Consider the following 21446-nt stretch of genomic DNA (forward strand, 5'->3'; position numbering starts at 1 on the left):
GAAGAAACGCCAAATGGGGTCCCACGTTCCCTTTGGCCGATTGGCGTCCACCTGAATATGAACCGTTCGAACGGCTGGCGCCTGCGTTTGAGGCGGAACTGCATCATCAGCCGCCAATGACCTTCCATTTGTCCAAGCGAGCGCCAGGAACAGGCCGGCTCGGCCGCACCATATATATAAGTATCGCATCAGTGAATCACACAGGCGGTTGTATCGCAGGAAATGGCCGCAACGCCCATGCAATATGGGAGTTTTGTACCAATCATACCGTATCCAGCGGGGGTCGCAAATTAGCGCCGGAGCTTTTGACTGGGAATCGAGGGAACCTACAGTTCAAAGTGGAACATTGCCGTCCGGCTACCGTCAGAAAGAGTTGATCTATGGAACACTGTTCGGAGGAAATCGATCCATTCGCCCTGGATCTGGAGGCGCTCAAAGAACGCTGCCTTGGAAACTTGGCGTTGGTGGAACGCGTACTGGCCAAATTCACCAAGCAACTCGATACCGATTTGGCAGAGTTGGAGCGTGCCATTCAGACCCGAGACGCAACCCAGGCGGCCCAAGTGGCGCATCGCATCAAAGGCACGGCCGGCAGCGTAGCGGCCCGAAATCTGTATGAAAATGCCTTCCGTGCTGAGCAACGCGCGTTGGACATGCAACTGGCGGAACTGCCGCGCGATTTGGAGCGCATGCGATGCGATCGAACACAATTATTGAAAACCATTGAAGGGATGAAGCAGCGCGCGTAGACGCATAATCTCCACTCAGATCCTCACTACTTACCCCTTTACGATTTAAGGTTCAAATTTCCCCGGTTTTGACATGCGAGTTTTAGTGGTCGACGACGATCCGGTGACTTCCGAAATCATCGTGGAAGATTTGCGCCAGTTTGGCTACGACGTGGTCGGCGCATCGGACGGGCAAGAAGCGTTCGACCTGATTCGTACCGGGCAATTTCATCTGGTGATTTCCGACTGGCAAATGCCCAAGATGAGCGGCCTGGAGTTGTGCCGCGAGATTCGCAAGCGCCAATGGAGCGGGTACATTTACGTCATTTTGCTGACTTCGCGCAGCGGAGTGGAAAACGTCGTGTGCGGTCTGAATGCCGGCGCCGACGATTTTTTAACCAAACCCTTCCATCCCCAAGAATTGCGAATGCGGCTACGCACCGGCGAGCGCATTTTGGCGCTGGAAAGCCGCGATTTAGTGATCTTCGCCATGGCCAAACTGGCCGAATTCCGCGACAAAGATACCGGAGCACACCTGGAGCGCATGCGCGAGTACAGCCGGATTCTTGCCGAAGAGCTTTCGCATTGGCCCAAGTACGCCCATGTGATCGACGGTGATTACGTGCAACTGATTTATTTAACCAGTCCTCTGCACGATATTGGCAAGGTGGGCGTGCCCGATTCGGTGTTGCTTAAGCCAGGCCGCCTATCGCCCGAGGAATTCGAATTGATGAAGCAGCACAGTGTGTTGGGTGGAGAGACGTTGAGAGCAGTGGCGGAAGGCCGTTCCACGGCGCAGTTCCTGGTCATGGCGCAAGATATTGCTCTGACACACCACGAACACTACAACGGTCACGGTTATCCAAATCAACTGCGTGGCGAGCAAATTCCGTTGTGCGGCCGCATTGTCGCCCTGGCCGACGTGTACGACGCACTGCGCAGCAAACGGGTGTACAAAGAGGCGTTCAGCCACGATACGGCCCGCGACACCATCGCACAGGAATCGGGGCGGCAGTTTGATCCTGACGTGGTGCAAGCTTTTTTGAATTGCGAAAAAGATTTCATCGCGGTGGCAAATCGCTTTCGGGACAGTGCTCCAATGACCCTTCGCGACAACTCGGCTCTTGTATCGCAGGTCGATTTAGGGCTTACGGACAACAATAACGCCGCCCCTGCGCACGACAGCAATCTGCCCGTCGGCGTGTAATAAGAAAGTCCGAAGAAGGTGACCGAGCCGAATTCGCACGTCTTGGCAGTCCTGGGTTTTGCCCTATTGCCGATGTCGGCCAGTATCGACGGATTGACCGTACAGCTTGCCTAAACAGCACTACCGTAGTGCTGCCTCCATGAACCGGCCCCATTCTTCCGGCCAGATTAACGTCGGGGGGATAAAGCGTGCCGATTGGAAAGGATATAGCCGGTATGCAGCGCCACGCAGTGGCATTCATCCGGACAGCATAAACCTTGGCTTGTACACCTTGTTCCTTCGGCAAAGGATTGCCCGCGATGTTTCGAAAATGGGCGTTTGCGATCGCGCTCTGCACTGGGTTGATCACGGCTGCAACAGCCTGGGCTGACGGTGTGATGCTGGACGGCGTTTCGCCTCGGTCGTTGTCGCGCGGCGGCACGAATTTGGGATTTGCCGACAACGGCGGCATCATATTTGACGATCCGGCGGCGATGGTGAACATCGATGGCCAGGAAATGGTCGACATCGGCGGCGACGCGCTGATTGTCAGCAATCAATTCACCAATTCTCAAAACCCGGGCGGAGCAGCCAGCACCACGTTCACTCCGGTGCCCCAAGTCAGCATGATTCGAAAGTCCGACGACGGCGTGTGGGCCTACGGAATCGGATTGTTCACGCCGGCGGGGTTCAGCGAAAAGTACAACATGGAAGGCCCGGTTACTTTGCCACCGGGCGACTATGAATACGAATCGTTCGGCGCATTAGTCAAGATCTTGCCAGCTTTGGCTTGCCGCGTGACCGATCGCTTGTCGGTCGGGGCCACATTAGGCATGGGTTACAGTTACGCCGAATTGAAAGGCCCTTACTTTGCGCAAAGCCTGAATACGCCGATTGTGCTCGATACCCACGGAGCAGGCGTCGACCTGCTTTGGTCGGCCGGCGTGCAATACCAATGGTCGGACGACACGACGTTGGGCGTGTGTTATCAAAGCCCTTCTCCATTTACATTGCGCGGCGATGCCAGCGTTGTCGTGCCGGCATTGGGCGGAGCAGCCTCGCATTACGATTCTAATCTCCACATGGAGTGGCCACAGTCGGTCGGCATTGGCATTCGGCATCAATTGAGTCCATGCCGCGTCATTGCCGCCGACGTGATTTGGTATGATTGGCAAAACTCGTTCGACCAGTTCACGTTGAATTTGCACGATCCGTTGAATCCGGAGTTCAAAGCGCTGGCCCCGAGCATTACGGAGGGGTTCCCGCTCGACTGGCGCGATAGCGTGTCGGTGCGAGTGGGCTATGAACAGCAACTCGCCAACGGCATGACGTTTCGTTTGGGATACGTTTATCATCCCAACCCAATTCCCGATGACACCCTAACGCCATTTATTCAGGCCACGTTTGAGGATGCCGTGACGATTGGCTTGGGCTGGAAGTGGAACTGCTGGGACGTCGACGTGGGCTACGCCCACGAGTTTTCGCCGCAATTGCATGGAAGCAATAGCGCTTTTGAAGTCAACAACGGTTTCAACGGCAGCACGAGCAACGGCCAAATCGACGCCATCGTGCTGGATTTCATTCGGCGGTATTAAATCGCCGGTTGTCAACTCTGCGGCGCGCTATGGCCTTGGCTCGGCGCCACGATGGCGTTTTCCGAATTGGCCACCGGATCAACATGCTGTGCCGTCGGTTGCTCTTGGGCAGGGTCGATGCGCACAGCAACGGGAGCTTTGTCGCGGCAAATAAAGTTGATGATTACGCCGATGGGGTCGCGAGTCACGGTCACGCCGCTCATGTCGTAACCGGCCAAGACAAACAATTGCCGGCATTCTTCCGTTGTGCGCTGGAAGAAATACCAATCGGCCAGCCATTGGTATTCGGTTTTATCATAAAGCTTCGTGTCTTTGAACGCGACATACACTACGCCGCCGGGATTGAGCGTTTCGCGCCAACCGGTCAAAAGTGGAATCAGGTATTCATCGGGAATGTAATCGCACAATCCCACGCTGTAAATTACATCGCTGCGGCCGAAACGCCGGATATTTGACGCGGAGGCCACCATCCGCAAGGCATTGTATCGCACAAATTTACTCGTAATGCCGCTTTTGGTCAGTGCCACTTGCGTTTTCGATTTGGCGAACTCCAGCGTTTCCGGATCGTTGTCGATGCACGTGAACGTGGTTTCACGCTCGACGGAAGGTTCGAACCCGCCCAGATATTCGCGGCACGATCCGCAAGCCACGTTCATCACGTCAACCCGGCCGCGCCGGCGCTCCAATTCTTCCATCAGAAAACGGCGTGCTTCCCACATTCGGGCCGGCACCGCCCGACCCAACGTGGTGTTCAAAAAGTAGCGATCCAAATACCCACCTAGGCCGCGAGACTTCGCCACCCCGTCATAAATCGCCGTCAGAAGCACGGCGTCGCCGGGATAGCCGCGCGGCTTGGTTAAGGCCCGTTGCATGCACCAGCTTTTGCCGAACCAGGGCCAAATGGCTTCTCGATAACGCCGCTGCACGTCCTTCAGTAATAGCGGATCTTCCGTTGAGAATTGCTTTTCAAACTCTGCGCAGACCGCCAACGAACGGTTGATGCAGTTCGTCAAATCTTCGACGATTTGATCAGAGTGCGGTAAAGCCTCGGAATCGATTTGACGATCAAAGGCCTCCAACTCTTGGGTAAACTGTGAAACATGATCAGAAAAAAAGGCGCCGATTTTTGAATCCATGGCATCACCAATTGGGCAGAAAAATGGGTACAAACGGGGCATGCCGTCGAATGGGCATAGCCCCGAAACGTGGTACAGGTCCTTGGTTCGCTGGAGCCGGTTAGAAAAGTACAAGCCCTGCGAGCCCTGCAATCGGTTATCCAAAATCGAGGCACATGATGCAAGCAAACGCCGCTGGTGTTTTTCCGAAACGGAAAATTATTTTCCACAAATGTTCAGTCTGTAGCGTTCGCGTAAACTTTGCATGACCGGGCTGATCGTTTTCGGCGCTCAATTGCGGAGACCCGCAAAAAAAGTGGCGGCCTGAATGCTGTTTTGCGATCGATGGGCGAACCGCGCTGCACGAGAACGCGCGGGTCAAGTCGACAAGGGGCCGCATTGTAAAGAAAATTCGCGTGGGTTTTTCGCCCTGACGTGTAAATTTTTCATCCGTGTTCTGACCGTCACGCCGCCGCTTCACCGTTCCTGGGCTAGGACCGGAAATGCAGATGTTTGCTGTGCAAAACAAGCCCGGAACGCACGACCAGCCGTTCTGCACCAAGCTACGTTTGTACAGGTGTTATCAGGTTTACGGCCTTTCTGCACGCACGGCATCAGGTGCAATGAAGTCTGCTGCGCACTCGATTTCACCATTGCTCCTTCCTGCCCTGTCGAGACGTAGCTCTGGGAATATCGTGTGACTAGCGCGAGAGAAAACACAATCGACCAACCGCAGCGAAATGCCGAACCGCGGATCGTAGGTTCCCGGTTTCAGCTGCGCGAATGTTTAAGCGAAGCTCATCGCATTCGCACGCATGCCGGCCGCAGCATCGACGACGGCAGCGAGGTGATTGTCAAAATCATTCCGGTCGATGCGGTTCATCCAGGTTCTTTGATGCGGTTGGAACATGAGGCCGCGCATCTCCAACGCCTGCAAAGTCCCTGGATGGGGTCGGTGGTCTATGTTGGCCGCGAGCAAAACGAACTGCTGCTGGTTTACCAGCGCGTGCCAGGCATTTCGTTGCGAAAGTGTCTGGGCATACGCCGATTGACGGTAGCGGAAGCACTGGCGGTGGGCCAGGCCTTGTTCTCCGCCCTTCGCGATATGCATCAACATCGGCTGTTGCATCGTGGAGTGCGGCCCAGCAACGTCATGGTTCCCGCAGCTCCTTCGTTGACAAAAGCCACGCTGGTCGATTTCGATCCCGCTCCGGCGTTGCGTTCGGACGAAGGGGCGGCACACGATCCATCGCTCGAAGCGGCCTGGTATCTTTCTCCGGAGCAAGCCGGTTCGTTGGATCAAGATGTCACCGAAGCGTCCGATTTGTATTCCGCCGGAGTAACGTTGTTCCACTGCCTCGCCGGACGGCCGCCGTTCACCGGCAATACACTCGGCGCGATTTTATACGAGCACATGACCGCCAGCGTCCCCGAGTTGCGCAGCTTGGGAATTGCCGTGCCGCGCGCCTTGGACGAAGTCGTGCAGAGATTGCTTCGAAAAGATCCGCGCGATCGTTACCAATCGGCCCTGGCGGTGGTGAGCGATTTGCAGGCCATCGCCATGGCGATGGAGCGCGGAGAAGCGGAACCGGCCCTGGTCATCGGAGCCTGTGACGTCCGTCATACGCTGGCAGAGCCCGCGTTTGTGGCGCGGGCCACGGAACTGGCGGCTTTGGACGAACAAATGCAGCGCACCGAGGGTGGTCAGGCCGGTTTGATTTTGTTGGAAGGAGAATCAGGCGGTGGAAAAACACGTTTGTTGACTGAAACCACGCACCGGGCGACATCACGCGGCTTTTGGGTGTTGTGGGGCCAGGGGACAAACGATGTCGCGCGCTTGCCGTTTTCGTTGCTGCAAGGCGTCGTCGAAGGTTTTCTCTCGGCCGTGGAATCCAATCCGGAGCTTGCCCCCGTAGTTCGAGAACGATTAGGCGATGAAGCGCCGGTCGTCGCTGCCGCGCTTCCGGGCTTGGCAGATGCATTTGGCTCGACGGCGGCCTTTGCCTCCGCTCCTGAGGAAGCGGGCGAAGTCCGTACACTCCACGCTTTAACCAGTTTCCTCAATGCCTTGGGTACGCCGGAGCGGCCCGTTCTGTTGGTGCTCGACGATTGCCAATGGGCGGACGAGCTTACATACCGTTTAATTCGCCGCTGGCAGGCCCAGGCCGAAACGGAAGAGGGCCATCGTCCGGTGTTGCTGTTAGCTGCATTTCGGTCGGAGGAAACCGATGAGCATCATCCTTTGCGGCGTACCAACCCCGCTCTGCATTTGCGCCTGTCGCCGTTTGAAACGGGCGAAATCAAACAACTTGTGGAATCCATGGCCGGTCCACTCCCCGCCGCTGTGATCGACGCCGTCACCCGATTGGCTGAGGGCAGTCCTTTCATGGCCTCGGCTGTATTGCGCGGATTGGTGGAGTCGGGCACGCTTCAACACGAAACAACGGGTTGGCGAGTCGACGCACAGCAAGTGGACGAAGTGCAATCTTCACGCCAGGCGGCTGCTTTTTTGGCTCGGCGGTTAAATCTATTGCCGCCGGACACGTTGCGCTTTCTTTCCTACGGAGCGGTGTTGGGCAAGGAATTTGAGTTAAACGTCGCTACCGAGTTAACGGAGCAGACTCCCGCCCAGGCGATTGCGGCCCTAGATGTCGCACGTCAACGGCGTTTGATATGGCTGCGACCGGACGGTTCGCACTGCGTATTCGTGCATGATAAAATTCGATCCGCTTTGCTCGATTCGCAGGAAGAATCGCAATTGCAAAGCCTCCACGGTCGGGCGGCAAAATACCTGCAACAGCACGCACCCACCCGCAGCGCGGAAATCGCCTATCACTTCGATGCCGCCGGCGATTCTCGCTCGGCTTTGCCTTATGCCTTGCAGGCGGCCGAACAATCGCGCGCGCAATACGCCTTGGAAATCGCCGAGCAGCAATACCGTATTGCCGAACGTGGCTCGTCCGGAGCGATTGCCGCGGTCCGCTATCAAGCCTTGGAAAAGCTCGGCGAGGTGCTCATGCTTCGCGGTCGTTACGACCAAGCGGGCGAAAAACTTCAAGCCGCCGCGATTGCCGCCAACGACTCTTGGGACGAAGCCCAGGTGCTTGGAAAACTGGGCGAATTGGCCTTCAAACGCGGCGACATGGAACGGGCCATTCAAAATTACCAACGTGCGCTTAGTTCGTTGGGAAGATATGTCCCCAGCCGTTGGCCCGTGTTGCTGTTGCTGACGCTTAAGGAAGCCGTGGTCCAAATTTTGCATACGTGCTTTCCGCGACTGTTCGTGCATCGTTTTAAGCGCTTGCCGGATGAGGAAGAGCAGCTCATGCTTCGATTGCTCAGCAATTTGGCTCACGGTTGCTGGTATTGCCGCAGCTTGCTGCACGTAATGTGGGCCCATTTGCGGAACCTGAATTTTGCGGAACGCTTTTTGCCCACGCTGGAACTTGCTCAGGCATATGCTGAACATGCTCCGGGCTTGACCCTGGTCGGCTACCTGAGCCGGGCGCGGGCCTATGCGCAAAAATCACTGGATATTCGTCGGACGTTTGGCGATTGGTCCGGTCAGGGACAGTCGCTGCATTATTACGGCGTCGTTCTGTACGCCGGCTCGCGGTATCAGCAGTGCATTGAAAAATGCCGCGACGCCATTCGACTGTTGGAACGCACCGGCGATTATTGGCAGGTGCACATTGCGCGTTACCAAATTGCCGCCTCATTATATCGACTGGGTGATTTGCAAGGCGCTTTGGAAGAAGCGCGGTCCAATTACGAGTCGGGAATCGAGCTTGGGGACGAGCAAGCCTCCGGAATCATTCTGGATATTTGGGTTCGCGCTACCGGTGGCACTGTGCCTCGACAAATATTGGAACCGGAACTAGAACGCCAGCGGCACGATGCGCAGGGCAAGGCGCAAGTGCTATTTGCTCACGGTTTGCATCTCCTGGGCGCCGGTCAATTAAACAACGCGCAGCAACGGATCGAGCAGGCGATGGAAGTGGTCGAGGCGGCGGGAGTGCGCAACGCCTACACTTTGCCCTACTGGCCCTGGCTGGCCACGGTCTTGCGGCTCCAAGCGCTGAAATTGGAACACCTCACTTCGCAACGTCGGCACGAACTGTTGCAGCACGCGGAAACCGCTGCGCGGCGGGCAATTCGTCAGCGCTGGTTGTGCAAAAACGATTTGCCGCACGCTTACCGCGAATTGGGCCTGATCATGGCGATGTGCGACCGTCCACGCAAAGCCCTCCGCTATTTCGGAAAAAGTCAGAAGGTAGCCAAACGGCAGCAAGCCCAATATGAGTTTGCTCAAACACTGTTGGCCCGCTCAGAGTTAGAAGCCGAAATAGGACATCCCGCCGCCTTACCCCACAAATCGGAAGCGCAAGCCATTTTGGGCGAATTACGCATCTACGATGTGCAACGAGATGTAGCGAATCCAACGCCTCAGCCGGCCAGTTTGTCGCTGGCGGATCGCTTCGATGCCGTGCTCGATTGGGGACGGCGGATTGCTTCGGCCCTATCGCCCCCGGTGATTTTAGGCGAGGCGCGCATTGCCGCGTTGCGGCTGTTGCGCGCCGAACATTGCCTCGTGTTGCAAATCGTAGATCAGGACGGAAAACGCGCCTTGGTGCCGGCTACCGGCAGCATTCCCGGCAGTTGGAACGAATCGAAGTTAATCGACGCCTTGCGAATTCGCCGGGCGGTGGCGTTCGTGGAAGAAACCGGAATCAAAGGCAACAACACCGCCGATTCTGGGACTGATCGCTCCGCGTTGTGCACGCCCTTGTATGTGCGCGGCCAAGCCGTCGCCTGCTTGTACGCGACCCACGAACATGTGCGAGGCTTGTTCGGAACCGATGAAGAACGGTTGGCCGATTACATCGCCACGATCGCCGGGGCGGCCCTGGAAAATGCGGCGGGCTTTACGCAGTTGCAAACCCTCAACGAAAACTTGGAGCAGCGCGTGCAGGAACGAACCGCCGCCGTGGAGGCCCGGTCGCGGGAGTTGGCCCAATCGAATCAGGAACTGGAACGGCTGACTCAGCAGCTATTGACGGCCCAGCAGGAATTGACAGTTGCCAAGCAGGCCGCGGAAGCCGCCAGCCAGGCCAAGAGCCGCTTCCTGGCGATCATGAGCCACGAAATCCGCACGCCCATGAACGGCGTGATCGGCATGACCGAGCTGACCCTTAACACGCAGCTTTCGCGTCAGCAGCGTTCGCAATTGAGCGTGGTGAAAGATTCGGCCAACGCACTGCTGGCCATTTTGAACGACATTCTCGATTTCTCGAAGATCGAAGCCGGCCGCCTGGAGCTGGAATCGATTCCTATGTCGGTGCGCGACGTGGTCGAGGATGCCGCGCGATTATTTGCCGTGCCCGCTTCGCGCAAAGGATTGGAGCTGATTTGTCATGTTGCGCCGGAGGTCCCAAAGCATTTACTCGGCGACCCCAGCCGGTTGCGGCAAATCGTGTTGAATTTGGTGGGCAACGCCATCAAATTCACTGACTCCGGCGAAATTTACGTGCGGGTGGATTGCCGCGAGAAAGCCAACGACCAATGTGTTCTGCATTTTTCCGTGCAGGATACCGGCATTGGTATTTCGCCGGAAAATCAGCAAAGTATTTTCGAGGCTTTCCGGCAAAGCGACAGCTCCATGACGCGCCGGTTCGGCGGCACAGGTTTGGGACTCTCGATTTCATCGCAGTTGGTCTCGCTGATGGGAGGACGCATTTGGGTAGAAAGCCGCCTGGGGGAAGGCAGCGGATTTCAATTTGTCGTCCCATTACATTTGGCGGCAATTGCATCCCCGGCGGCAGAGCCAGTGGAGACACAGCCACTTGAGTCCGTGTTACCCATTTGCAAGACCCCAATTCCACGCCGCGCTGTGCTAATCAGCCGAAACATCCATGCACGGGAAGCCTACGCTGCGATGTTGAAAAACTGGGATCTAGAGATTGACGTCGTAGACCCGTCGGACGACGTAGTTTCGAAGTGCCAAGGCGATGCCGAGGGCAAATCGCTGGCCGATATATTGATTGTCGACATTTCGGCGGCGGAGCCGGCGGAACTCGACCACGTGGAAATGCTACAACACCAACTTCACGCTGCGGTACCAATCGTCGGCATTGCGGCGCCGGCGGGCCGCTTCGATCTGACTCAACGCTGCCAGGAATTGGGAATCGAACATTGCGTGACAAAGCCCGTCAAAATGCAGGAATTAGAAATCGCGGTGAAAGCGGCGATGACTGCGGGAAATGAATTAACGGTTCAACCCAACTCGGAAGTTCAACCCGCCACTATGCCGGCACTGCATATTTTGGTGGCCGACGATAGCCCGGTTAATCAGGAAGTAGCGACCGGCCTGTTGGAGTTGGAAGGACATCAAGTGAAAACTGCCAACTCAGGACGTGATGCGCTGGAACTTTGGCGTCAACAGCGTTTCGATTTAATTCTGATGGACGTCGAAATGCACGACCTGGATGGCCTGGCCGCCACCACCGCCATCCGCCAACAAGAAGCGAGGTTGGGACGCAGGACCCCAATCATCGCCATGACCGCACATGCGGTCGAGGGGTTTCGCGATCGCTGTTACGCCGCCGGCATGGATGGCTATATTTCCAAACCCTTCCAGCCGGACGAACTGTACCGCACCATTAGGAACCTCTGCCCCCAAGTTGTCCGTGTTGGAACTTGACCCTCGAGCTACAAATACGGAAGATATAGGCCACGCATCCAAAAAGATTCGTGGCCGCGGTCCAAACATCATGTGGCGGGCCTCGGGCTTCGAGTTCGGGCTGTACTAACAGCGTGATGAAATTCATTTTCTTTCACTGCTCAAAACCGCTCTAACATGGAGGACGAGTTGTTCACTACCCGCATGGATTCACCCCCTTTCGATTGCAAGCCGTATTCGTCGCAGTGGTACCAGCAGCTTCGTGGTCTACTGGGCGAGGCGGGTTGTCGTCGGTTGGGTTTTTATGAACTGCCGGCAGATTTTTTGCTCTCAGTGGTCATTCCAGTTTACAACGAGGCGGCGACCATTTGCACTCTCGTCGAGCGTGTGAAAGCGGCGCCGATGCGCAAGGAACTCATCTTGGTTGACGATGGCAGCAGCGATGGCTCTCCCGCCATTCTTCAGCAACTGCAACAGGAGAATTCTGACGATCCAGAAAACCGGCTCGTCGTTCTGCTGCACCAGCAGAACCAAGGAAAGGGCGCTGCCTTGCGGACGGGTTTTGCAAGCGCCTCCGGAAATGTGGTTCTCGTTCAGGATGCCGATCTCGAGTACGATCCGTCCGATTACGCGCGCTTGTTGCAACCGATTGTGGAAAACCAGGCCGACGTCGTCTATGGAAGTCGTTTCCTGGGAGATCAACCCCATCGGGTGTTGTATTTTTGGCACTACGTGGGCAACAAGTTGCTCACGATGCTTTCAAACTGTTTTACAAATCTCAACCTCACCGACATGGAAACCTGCTACAAGGTTTTTTCGCGGCGAGCTTTGGCTGAAGTTTTGCCTTCGTTGCGCCAAAATCGCTTCGGAATCGAACCCGAGATCACGGCCAAAATCGCGCGGCATCAGTTGCGGGTGTTTGAGCTTTCGGTCAGTTACTCCGGCCGAACTTACGAACAAGGCAAGAAAATTGGCTGGCGCGACGGGGTGCAAGCACTATGGTGCATCCTGCGCTATGGATTTGCTGATTGATGGTTGGTTGAATTTACCAGCCCTTCACGTAACAATTCAGCTGTGCCCATAGTATACCGGGAGAACAAATCATGGTCCGTGTGCATGTGTTCAATCGTCAGGGCGATCTGGTGGGTCCGGTCGATTCGCCCAAGCTGATTTTGAACGACGCTCAATGGCGTCAGCGGTTGACGCCGGAGCAGTTCGAAGTGTTGCGCAGCTCCGGCACCGAACGCCCATTTTGCGGCGCCCTGCTCGATAACAAAATGAAGGGCGTCTACACCTGCGCCGGCTGTGGGCTCCCGTTGTTTTCGTCCGACGCCAAATTCCATTCCGGCACGGGCTGGCCCAGTTTTTTTCAACCCATCGCCGAAGGCAACGTCGCCCAGAAGCACGATCACAGCTACGGCATGAGCCGCACGGAAATCAACTGTGCCCGGTGCGACGGTCACTTGGGGCACGTCTTCGACGATGGTCCGCGCCCCACGGGCTTGCGATTTTGTTTGAATTCCGCCTCGCTCAATTTCACACCCAGCGAAAAGCTGGCCACGCTGGCAGATCCGGCGGCCGGCACCGCCGGCTTGCAAAAATCTCGGGCCCCAATGCAGGAGACGAAGGCACAGCCACAGCAGGCTGGTTCGGAAACACAAAGCCACAGTTTCGGCGCGATGCAAACTGCCGTCTTCGCCGGCGGCTGCTTCTGGTGCACCGAGGCAGTGTTCGAGCAACTCGAAGGCGTCAGCGATGTGGAAAGCGGCTACGCCGGCGGCGCTGAAGAAACGGCAAACTATGAGCGTGTGTGTGATGGTGACACCGGTCATGCTGAGGCCATTCGCATTACGTACGATCCTAACCGCATCAGCTACGATCGTCTGCTCGACGTGTTTTTCGATTCGCACGACCCCACGCAATTGAATCGTCAGGGGAACGATTATGGCGCCCAATATCGCTCGGCCATTTTTTATGCCGACGAACAACAGAAGCAGGTTGCCCAAGCGAAAATCGCGCAACTGACGCAATCGCATGCATTTTCCAAACCGATTGTCACCACGCTGGAACCGCTGGCAGCCTTCTACACGGCGGAGCAGTATCACCAAAATTACGCCCGCAATAACCCGCTGCAACCGTACATCCAAGCGGCGGCGATTCCGAAAGTTTGCAAAATTCGCGAAAAGCATCCAGGCCTGCTAAAAAAGAATTCCGCAGCTGGCGCCACATAACCACGCTATGCGGAAATTCGGCGGCGTTGCCGAGCCGTGTAGATCAACAGCAATGCCCCGGCGCCAATTGCCAATAACACTTCGGCAGGTGGCTCGGGAACAGAGTCGATCGATCCGCCCCCACTTTTCAGCAAATTAATCAGAGTCTGGAGGTCGGCGTTCGTGATCGACCCAGAACCATTCAAATCGCCCAAAGCCAGCATTTCGGCGTCGGTGAGGTGGTTGGTGTTTTCATAGCTGGCCAAATTTGCAAGCGCACTAAGCATTGCGGGAATGTCTGCCGCATCGACAGACCCGTCACGATTGAAATCGCCCGGCACAATGGTTACCTCGGTCGTGCTTAATCCGACCGTGTTGTTAGCATCGGTTTGCGCGTTGGCACCGGTAATGTATTCGTAATCGTGCCAACCGGTGACGCTGGGATCGGCCGCGGTGTTGGTAATTTCCATGCGCAAGGCGTCATACATGTCGCCATCAGTAGTGCTGACACTGAACGTGAACTCGTTATCGGCCCCGGCGGCATTCAAATCGGCCGTTGGAAACTGAAAAGCCAGGAATTGATACACGCCCGCATCGCCGCTGCGTGTCATGGCGTCGGCGGAGACCGCCAGCGTATTGCCGTTGATTCCGGTGTAGTGCCATGTTTCGGAGTGACCGTTGAGAGCCACGGTTAGGCTCGCTTCGACGGATGCCAGCCCGACCGAGAGCACCACGTACTGCCCTTGAGCCTGCTGGGCCGTGGTTGTGGTGAAATGCACTTCCCAGGGCGAACCGTGATAATTTGCCGGTCCCACGCCTGTGCCGCCATGAGCGGAATCGCGCACATAAGCTGGCGCCGTGTTGGCGTAATTATCGGTAGTGCCGTTGCTGGCATCGTACAGCCCGGGGTCGAAAGTTTCCCATTGATTGGCAATCCATTTATTGGGGTCGTTGGTGGCGGGCGTCGAGCCCACAGCCGTGGCGAAATACACCACTTTGCCGGGATTGCCCAGCGTTTGCTCTTCGGCCCAGAAATCGTAAGCGCCTTGGTATTGCCGCAGGTCGCCGCCGGAAACGACTCCCGGATTGGCGCTCGTGGCGTGCCCGTTCAGAAATTCGTTGGCGGAGCGATTCGGCGTGCCGATGGTCCAAATCGGAGCCGCGGTGCCGAAATTTTCCGGCGTGAATTTCAGATTGCTGGGGAAGGCGATTTGATCGCCCGCGACTTGGATGCCGTCATAGCGTGTTTCGCCCCACTGGCCCAATTGGTACAGCGATAAACGGTAGGTGCCGGGCACAATGTTCGAAATGGTAGCCGTTCCGCTCGACGAAAGCTGCGCCCAGTATTGGTCGCCGCTGCCCGATTCTTGAAAACTCTTATTCGGATCGGAAAGCACAATGGTATTGTTGTTGACGTTGCTGCTCCAGCCCGCGGTGTTGGCAACCGAAACTTGGAGCTTGCCGCGCTGCGTGGTGGGAATGTAACCGCCGCCGCCGCTGCTGCTGGGTGTGAGAAGTTCTGTATCGGTGTTGTAATCAGCCACCAACGCCGGCATGCTGTTGACCGCGTCTTGATACAATTGGGCCCCGCTTTCGCCATTCACCGGAGTGAAACGGAAAGCGTACGGGCCGTACAGTCGTGAAGTATTGACCCCTTGCGCCGGCGTGTAGCCATAATTCGGATCGCCCGTGCCGTAGTGATTGGAAAGGAACTCGACCATCGAGATGTTGTTGGTGAACATCAACTCCTGCTTGGTCGGTCCACCGGTCATGGTGTCTTCGGAGGTAAACAGCGCCGAGACCGCGTATTGCGAGCCATATTCCGTTGTCGCCTGCAAGAACTGCGTGTACGACGAATAGTCGTACTTAGTGTAAATGTTGGTTCCCCAATCGCCGGTTAGTCCACTGCCGGTCAAATCGGTGGTGGCGTCTTGCACGTTGCGGCCCGCTTGGCCCATTACGGTGTTGTAATTTGGCGATCCATCCGCAGCATAATAGGGATTCTGCGTGGAAGTTTGCACGCCGATGTTGTTCGGCCCGGTGTTGACCTGATAGGTGTGGTTGAACATCGACGTGTTGACGCGCGCCAAAAATTGCCCTTGGCCATAGGTGCCGGCGATATCTGTCGCGGAATGGTTCACCACTTCGTACGTCACAATATCCGGATCGTTGTTGAACATCACATAGTGAACCTGGTAAGTGAATGGGTTACTGCTATTGGATTGGGTGGTGGTGTAAAAATCGATGTAATTACTCGTCTGCTGGTAGCTGGCTGCCATTGTGCCGGATCCCAGCCCCGATTTGGCGAGTTCGTCGTACAGCTGCGAGTTATTCGGGTCCAAAATATTGCCGCTGGAGCCAATGGCCACGCTGGTGAGTTTGGAGGCGGAGGTGCTAAAGTTCACCGTCAAATCGCCGTTGGAAATGGTCCAGGTGGAACCGCTTGTGCCGCTAATGGTAATGGTGGCGTGGCACGGTGAAACCGCGAATACCGCAATCCAAATCCAGGCGATCGCACCGTACAAGCTCCGGCGCAAAAAAAATTGGCCCACGCAGCGCGTCAAGAAATTGCGCAGCCGCAGAAAACAATCTTGCATGCAGATCGCCATACTGCTCCCCTAGGTTCCTCACCGTGCGCAAAAGATAGCAAAATCGCGGCTTCCCCCACGTAGTATAATGCCGTTGATCTTTGAGGTCCAGTAATCGTTTGTTACCGTTTGGTATGTACGGTCCGCGAAATTCCTCGTAGTCAGAAGAATTGTGGAATTACTCGTTCAGCATGATGAATTTGTGAGCTTTCGATGTCTGAACCCATTGATTCTCCCCCGCAGCAGCCCGTTCAATTTCGCTCCAATCGCCGACGGCTGGAGCGCGGTTTGCGCGCGATCGTGCTGCTGGCAGGGTTGTATGTCATCGTGGCTTATGTCGCAGTTCCGACGGCGTGGCAGCATGTGGAGCGCAAGCATCCGGCGCTCGATCAAGCTCCCACCATCACGCACACCAAAATTGGAATTCCGGGCGATCCGTTGAACATCGCGTTGGTCGGGACGGAAGAGCAAGTGACCAAAGCCATGCTCGCCGCGGATTGGAACCCCGCTGATCCGCTCACGCTGAAAAGCTCGCTGCGGATCGCGGGCGACACGGTGCTGCATCGCCCATACAACGACGCACCCGTTAGCAATTTGTACGTCTGGAATCGCAAGGAAGATTTGGCATTCGAGCTGCCCATCGGCAATGATCCCCGCCGCCGCAATCACGTGCGGTTTTGGAAGTCGGACAAACTGGACGATCAAGGCCGTCCTTTGTGGCTGGGCGCGGCAACGCTTGACACCAAAGTCGGATTCAGCCATACCACCGGGGAAATTACCCATCATATTAGCCCCGATGTCGATACGGAGCGCGATAAATTGCTGGACGATTTGCAAAAGGCGGGCGCAATCGCCTCGGTCGATTACGTGGATAACTTTCAGCCGAAGCTAGACGGCCACAACGGCGGCGGCGATCCGTATCATACCGATGGCCGGCTGGCCGTGGGCACGCTGGCCGGCAGCATGCCTTCCAATTCCGCAACGGCACAGCCGAAGTAGCCCGATCCAGGGCGGCTTTTGCACCTCAACCTTGCCGCACCACAAAATACGGCTGGTTGCACAGCGTGGCATCGAAACCGGGGAAAAGCATTGTGCGACTGCTTACCGTCGCCTCGCCCGACGGCAGCGCCGTAGCACAAGTGGTAAGCTCACCGAGTTCAATACAGCCAGCAGCAGGGTCGAGGGTTCCGGAACCGGTGAGAAAGCAAGGAATAGCGGCCCATTCAATCCGCTAGCGAAAGCGGATTTGACACCTCCACTCGTAAACTTGTAAATGCGGTCAGAATAATAGTCTGTCTCGTAGAGATTGCCACTCGAGTCGAAGGCTATGCCTGCAGGGCCATTCAATCCGCTGGCGAAGGTAGATTGGATCCCCGCAGGAGTAAATTCGTCAATGTCCTCACTGCCAAAGTTTGTCTCAAACAGATTCCCGCTCGAGTCGAACGCTAACGCTCCGGGGCCATTCAATCCGCTGGCGAAGGTAGATTGGATCTCAGAAGGAGTAAACTCGTCAATGTCCTCACTTCCAAAGTTCGTCTCAAACAGATTTCCGCCCGAGTCGAAGCCTAATCCTCCCGGGCTATTCAATCCGCTGGCGAAAGTAGATTGTACCCCCGCGAGAGTAAACTTATAAATGCGGCCTCCGCCAGTAGTACTATGGTCCGTTTCGAAGAGATTTCCGCTCGCATCGAAGGCTAAGCCTACGGGTTCATTCAATCCGCTGGCGAAAGTGGATTTGACACCTCCGGGCGTAAACTTGTAAATGCGGCCAGAACCATAGTCCGCCTCATAGAGATTGCCGCTTGAGTCGAAGGCCAATCCTTCGGGCCTATTCAAACCGCTGGCGAAGATGGATTGAACCCCCGCGGGTGTAAACTCGTAGATGTTGCCAGTGTCCGCGTCCGATTCGTAAAGATTCGCTCCCCGCGCCGTCGAAGGCAGCGCCAGTAGCAGCGCCGCCAGCAGGAGTCCCGAGTTGAGTGCCAACCCGTTATGGCCTCGACGAAACTTTGCGCGTATTATTGTTGGATACATTAGCTTTCACTAAATGGCTTTGATGCCGGTGAAGCTGATGCCTCCTGCTCTGTGCGTCCCCCCCATTGTAATAGTGATCGAAACCCCGTCAATCATCTTTGTGTGGTCGTCCCAAGAAATTATCCACAACAATAAATACTGCCAATCAGTCCTGCCGCACCACAAAATACGGCTGGTTGCACCACGTGCCATCGAAGCCGGGGAAAAGCATCGAGCGACTGCTTACCGTCGCCTCGCCCGACGGCAGCCGCACTTCAAAAAAATATTGCAACGCGAACGGCGATTGCGTGTAACTGGCCGGAATGGCTGTGCTCCAACTTCCACTGTTGTCATGCATCTCAAGAATTTCATATTTCTCAGCCTGATTTACACGCCGGTAGTGCAAACGCACAGCCTCGGCCTGTTCTTCCGCGCTTTTTTGGACCGTTAATGCCAGCGATACTTCATTCCCAGCGCGGAAGGAAGTCGGCCGCTTGTGTTGGCAAGCTACTGCTATACGCTTGGGAGGCGACAACACTATTTGGACGGCTTGTTCCACCGATGGTGCGGCGGTGCCTGAATCAGCCTGTTTTTGTTCGGTCGCTGCGGTCTCATTCGCCGTAGATTCTTTCACGGGCGCGGTGGCTGGCTCCAGCAATTTTGCCATCCGCTGCACATCCTGATCGATGGCCGCCAACCGATTTGACCAGCAGCCCCGTAAATGTTTTTCGGGACCAAAGGTGATGTCGGCCACATAAACGGTGTCTCCCATTTTTGCCGCTTCCGCCCAAGCATCGCGGGCTGCCTGGTATTGCTTCAACGCATTCTCCAGAACTACGTGACTTTTGCCCGATGCTGTTCGGCTGCGTTCGTAAATGGAAAATAATACCCCGGCGCGAAATTTATGAGCAAAGAACCGTCCCAGCGCAATTTGAATGGCCACGTCGGCCGATACCCGCCGCAAATCGGGATTGGGCGAAAAGTCCGATTTATTTTGCGACTGGGTCAAAAATTTCGCCGCGGTTGCCGCCCATTCGTCTAACTGGGCGGCCACTTCCGCCGGAGAATATTTGCCCGTCGACTGTCCGGAAAGCAGTTCCTCCGCACATTCATCCATAGTGGAAAATAATATCGGATCTAACGGACTGACCGTTCCAAAACGTTTGGGGCTAGGCGTGTCAGAATAGGGGCTTGGCGTGGCAGCGTCGACAATCGACATGTTCGCGTACAACTCGGGCCAGTAATTGGCATTGGCGGCCGATGGCAGATGGGCGCTCGTCACCAGCGGCAATATCCGACTGGCATTTGCCAAGGCTTGTTCGGCATCGGGCGCAGTAGCGCCCCAACTTTTTTGCAACTTGCGCCGCCACACATCCGGGTCGGCATTGGGGTGGTAAAGCAACCGCCCCCATAAACGATAGGTGTATGCGTACTTTTCCCAATCGGCTGCGGGCTTGAGCGATGCGTCTTGATAAGCGTTGCGGCCTCCAGGCAAGCCCGACCCTTTTCGCCCTTTGAACGACAGCGGCTCGCACAGTTCCGCGCCCTGGCTGCCGCAAAAGCTTGCGGAGTGTCCCCAAGCGGCGGCCATTTGCGGATCGCCCCACAACAACAGCCGCTGCGTGCCAGGCCACATGCGAAAGAATATGCCATAACCGCGATCCTCACGAAACAAATCGCCATAACTGTATCGCATGAATTTTCGCGCGCCGTTGCTCAGTGCAAACAGGCTTTGGTTGCCCGCTTTGCCGCTGCCGTTGCCATTTTGTTGGCTGTTCTCGATGGCCCCTTGTTTTGCGCTGCTGTTGTCGAGTTCATAAGTGGAAGGCATTTCCAACGTTCGAATCGAAGCCTGATGGTACGGCAAACCCGTGTGCTCGGCCCAAAACTTCGGCGAAACATTGACCGGCATGCCGGTGGCCAAAGCGCCGTCGATCATGCGTTGGTCGATTCCTTTGGCATGCAAATCGATTTCCACTTTCCGGCCTGCGCCCGCCGCCCCTTTAAAAATGGTTTCCCAAAAGTCGTAGCTTCCTTCAGGCACGCCGCTTTCGCCATGAGTTCGAATGGTCACGCCGCCAATCGCCGGGCAACTTGCCAACAACTGCGAAAGCGCCTCGCGGCAGTATGCCGCATGGTTATCGTCATTCAGCCCCGCAATCGTGTAGTTGGCTTGTGGACTGTCGGTCCATTGATAAGCGTGGGTCCATAATCCTAGTTGAAAATCCAATCCGCGCTGCGCTGCCGCCTCACTGACGAACTGCAACAAGGCCAAGTTTTCGTCCCGTTCCGCATCGGGCAATCCCACGGCTCGCACGTTAAAACCAGGCACAGCCAGAAAAAACGGATAGGCGAAGTGGAAATAGCAATCGTGAATTTGGCGAGTAAAGTCATATCCCAACCCCAGCGTCAGGCTGAAACGATTAAACCGTTCGCCGGCCAACATGGTGAAATAGTGTTCCCAAAACGATTTGTCACGAAACCACGGCAAATCTTCCACGTTGCTGACGAACAGCCTGGCGATGCTGCGGATGACATTGGCCGGTTGCTCCACGACGGGCTTTTGCGATTCGATGGTGGCCAATGGCGGATCGGAATGCGCAATGCGGTCGGCCACTTCTAGCAATGCATACACCAGTCCCCGGGCATCCGTCCCCACGACAAATAACGCCGTTTTGTCTCCAACTCCTGCGGAAGCCAGCGCCAGGGTTTCCGGTTTGTTGGGCAGTGAGATTTTTGCTTGTTCCAGCAGCTCTTTCAGCCACGCCGATTTGGTGCTGGCCGCCACAATGCAGAATTCCGTTGCCCCCGCATCACTGATGCGCTTATAGCTTCGCACGCTAATTCCGCGGGCCACTAAAATATTTTGGAGCTGCCCTAGTGCCCACTGGGGCGCGGGTGCGGAGGCAATGGCATCGGCCGGGTCGCACACCAGCGCCACCGTTTTTCCGTCATTGCCCGCGCGCGATTCATCGTCGTTGTTTTTGTTAGACGATTGTCCCCAAGCATTTGGCCCCGGCAACACGCCGGCTGCTACCCCCGCCGCCGCGCCCGCAGTTTCTAAGAACGCTCGCCGATTGATTGCTTGCTCGTTCATGGCACTTCCGTAATTGCCTTAAAGCAGGGCGATTTTCTCGATTCCATTTTGTCGAACCAATGGAAGCAGGCTTTTGTCGGCCCATTTTCCTCTGCGTCTCGGTCGTTCCAGCAAGGCGTTTTTACAATGTGGTATGATCGAATGCGAGCGAAATAGATTATTGCCATTTGTTCTCTGGTACGCCACAGTCTAGTTTTTGACTCCTGCCAAAATAAGCGGCTATGTCCGGATTTGA

11 protein-coding genes are annotated in these 21446 nt (G+C 56.1%); 7 read left to right on the forward strand and 4 right to left on the reverse strand.

From position 1 onward, the window contains the following. Nucleotides 1-380 precede the first annotated feature (380 nt). The 3 genes from VMJ32_17830 (at nucleotide 381) to VMJ32_17840 (ending at nucleotide 3509) form a co-directional block, all read left to right on the forward strand. A complete protein-coding gene (locus VMJ32_17830) occupies nucleotides 381-749 on the forward strand; it encodes an Hpt domain-containing protein (protein HTQ40883.1) in 369 nt (122 codons plus the stop codon). Nucleotides 750-822: 73 nt separating this feature from the next. Then, entirely contained in the window at nucleotides 823-1935 is a 1113-nt protein-coding gene (locus VMJ32_17835; GenBank protein ID HTQ40884.1) for a response regulator, read from the forward strand. A 299-nt stretch (nucleotides 1936-2234) separates the two neighbouring features. Next, nucleotides 2235-3509, forward strand: a complete 1275-nt coding sequence (locus VMJ32_17840) for an outer membrane protein transport protein (GenBank protein ID HTQ40885.1) — start codon at nucleotides 2235-2237, stop codon at nucleotides 3507-3509. 11 nt (nucleotides 3510-3520) lie between these two features. On the opposite strand, the gene VMJ32_17845 is transcribed toward VMJ32_17840, so the two are convergent. Then, complete coding sequence (locus tag VMJ32_17845; GenBank protein HTQ40886.1) at nucleotides 3521-4645, reverse strand: class I SAM-dependent methyltransferase; 1125 nt, start codon at nucleotides 4643-4645, stop codon at nucleotides 3521-3523. A gap of 676 nt (nucleotides 4646-5321) precedes the next feature. Here VMJ32_17845 and VMJ32_17850 point away from each other — a divergent pair. From VMJ32_17850 to VMJ32_17860, 3 genes are all read left to right on the forward strand, one after another. After that, the gene (locus VMJ32_17850; GenBank protein ID HTQ40887.1) at nucleotides 5322-11324 is read left to right on the forward strand and encodes a response regulator; all 6003 of its coding nucleotides are present in this window, start codon (nucleotides 5322-5324) and stop codon (nucleotides 11322-11324) included. A 183-nt stretch (nucleotides 11325-11507) separates the two neighbouring features. Then, complete coding sequence (locus tag VMJ32_17855) at nucleotides 11508-12335, forward strand: glycosyltransferase family 2 protein (protein HTQ40888.1); 828 nt, start codon at nucleotides 11508-11510, stop codon at nucleotides 12333-12335. Nucleotides 12336-12406: 71 nt separating this feature from the next. Further along, nucleotides 12407-13534, forward strand: a complete 1128-nt coding sequence (locus VMJ32_17860) for a bifunctional methionine sulfoxide reductase B/A protein (protein HTQ40889.1) — start codon at nucleotides 12407-12409, stop codon at nucleotides 13532-13534. A gap of 5 nt (nucleotides 13535-13539) precedes the next feature. On the opposite strand, the gene VMJ32_17865 is transcribed toward VMJ32_17860, so the two are convergent. Then, entirely contained in the window at nucleotides 13540-16110 is a 2571-nt protein-coding gene (locus VMJ32_17865) for a polysaccharide lyase family protein (protein HTQ40890.1), read from the reverse strand. A 204-nt stretch (nucleotides 16111-16314) separates the two neighbouring features. On the opposite strand from VMJ32_17865, the gene VMJ32_17870 reads away from it, so the two are divergent. Beyond that, nucleotides 16315-17100: an LssY C-terminal domain-containing protein gene (locus tag VMJ32_17870; GenBank protein ID HTQ40891.1), complete on the forward strand. Its 786-nt coding sequence runs from the start codon at nucleotides 16315-16317 to the stop codon at nucleotides 17098-17100. A gap of 102 nt (nucleotides 17101-17202) precedes the next feature. Here the strand turns inward: VMJ32_17870 and VMJ32_17875 are convergent, their stop codons facing one another. Both VMJ32_17875 and VMJ32_17880 read right to left on the reverse strand, forming a co-directional pair. Further along, nucleotides 17203-18087 (reverse strand): hypothetical protein, encoded by an 885-nt coding sequence (locus VMJ32_17875; protein HTQ40892.1) that lies wholly within the window; start codon nucleotides 18085-18087, stop codon nucleotides 17203-17205. Nucleotides 18088-18280: 193 nt separating this feature from the next. Then, complete coding sequence (locus VMJ32_17880; GenBank protein ID HTQ40893.1) at nucleotides 18281-21211, reverse strand: twin-arginine translocation signal domain-containing protein; 2931 nt, start codon at nucleotides 21209-21211, stop codon at nucleotides 18281-18283. Nucleotides 21212-21446 lie beyond the last annotated feature (235 nt).

It is taken from the genome of Pirellulales bacterium (genome assembly GCA_035499655.1).
Classification (GTDB): domain Bacteria; phylum Planctomycetota; class Planctomycetia; order Pirellulales; family JADZDJ01; genus DATJYL01.

Bases quoted from the DNA above. Each gene is read 5' to 3' on its own strand.
- VMJ32_17830 (HTQ40883.1), top strand. From the start codon at position 381: ATGGAACACTGTTCGGAGGAAATCGATCCATTCGCCCTGGATCTGGAG.
- VMJ32_17835 (HTQ40884.1), top strand. From the start codon at position 823: ATGCGAGTTTTAGTGGTCGACGACGATCCGGTGACTTCCGAAATCATC.
- VMJ32_17840 (HTQ40885.1), top strand. From the start codon at position 2,235: ATGTTTCGAAAATGGGCGTTTGCGATCGCGCTCTGCACTGGGTTGATC.
- VMJ32_17845 (HTQ40886.1), bottom strand. From the start codon at position 4,645: ATGGATTCAAAAATCGGCGCCTTTTTTTCTGATCATGTTTCACAGTTT.
- VMJ32_17855 (HTQ40888.1), top strand. From the start codon at position 11,508: ATGGATTCACCCCCTTTCGATTGCAAGCCGTATTCGTCGCAGTGGTAC.
- VMJ32_17860 (HTQ40889.1), top strand. From the start codon at position 12,407: ATGGTCCGTGTGCATGTGTTCAATCGTCAGGGCGATCTGGTGGGTCCG.
- VMJ32_17865 (HTQ40890.1), bottom strand. From the start codon at position 16,110: ATGCAAGATTGTTTTCTGCGGCTGCGCAATTTCTTGACGCGCTGCGTG.
- VMJ32_17870 (HTQ40891.1), top strand. From the start codon at position 16,315: ATGTCTGAACCCATTGATTCTCCCCCGCAGCAGCCCGTTCAATTTCGC.
- VMJ32_17880 (HTQ40893.1), bottom strand. From the start codon at position 21,211: ATGAACGAGCAAGCAATCAATCGGCGAGCGTTCTTAGAAACTGCGGGC.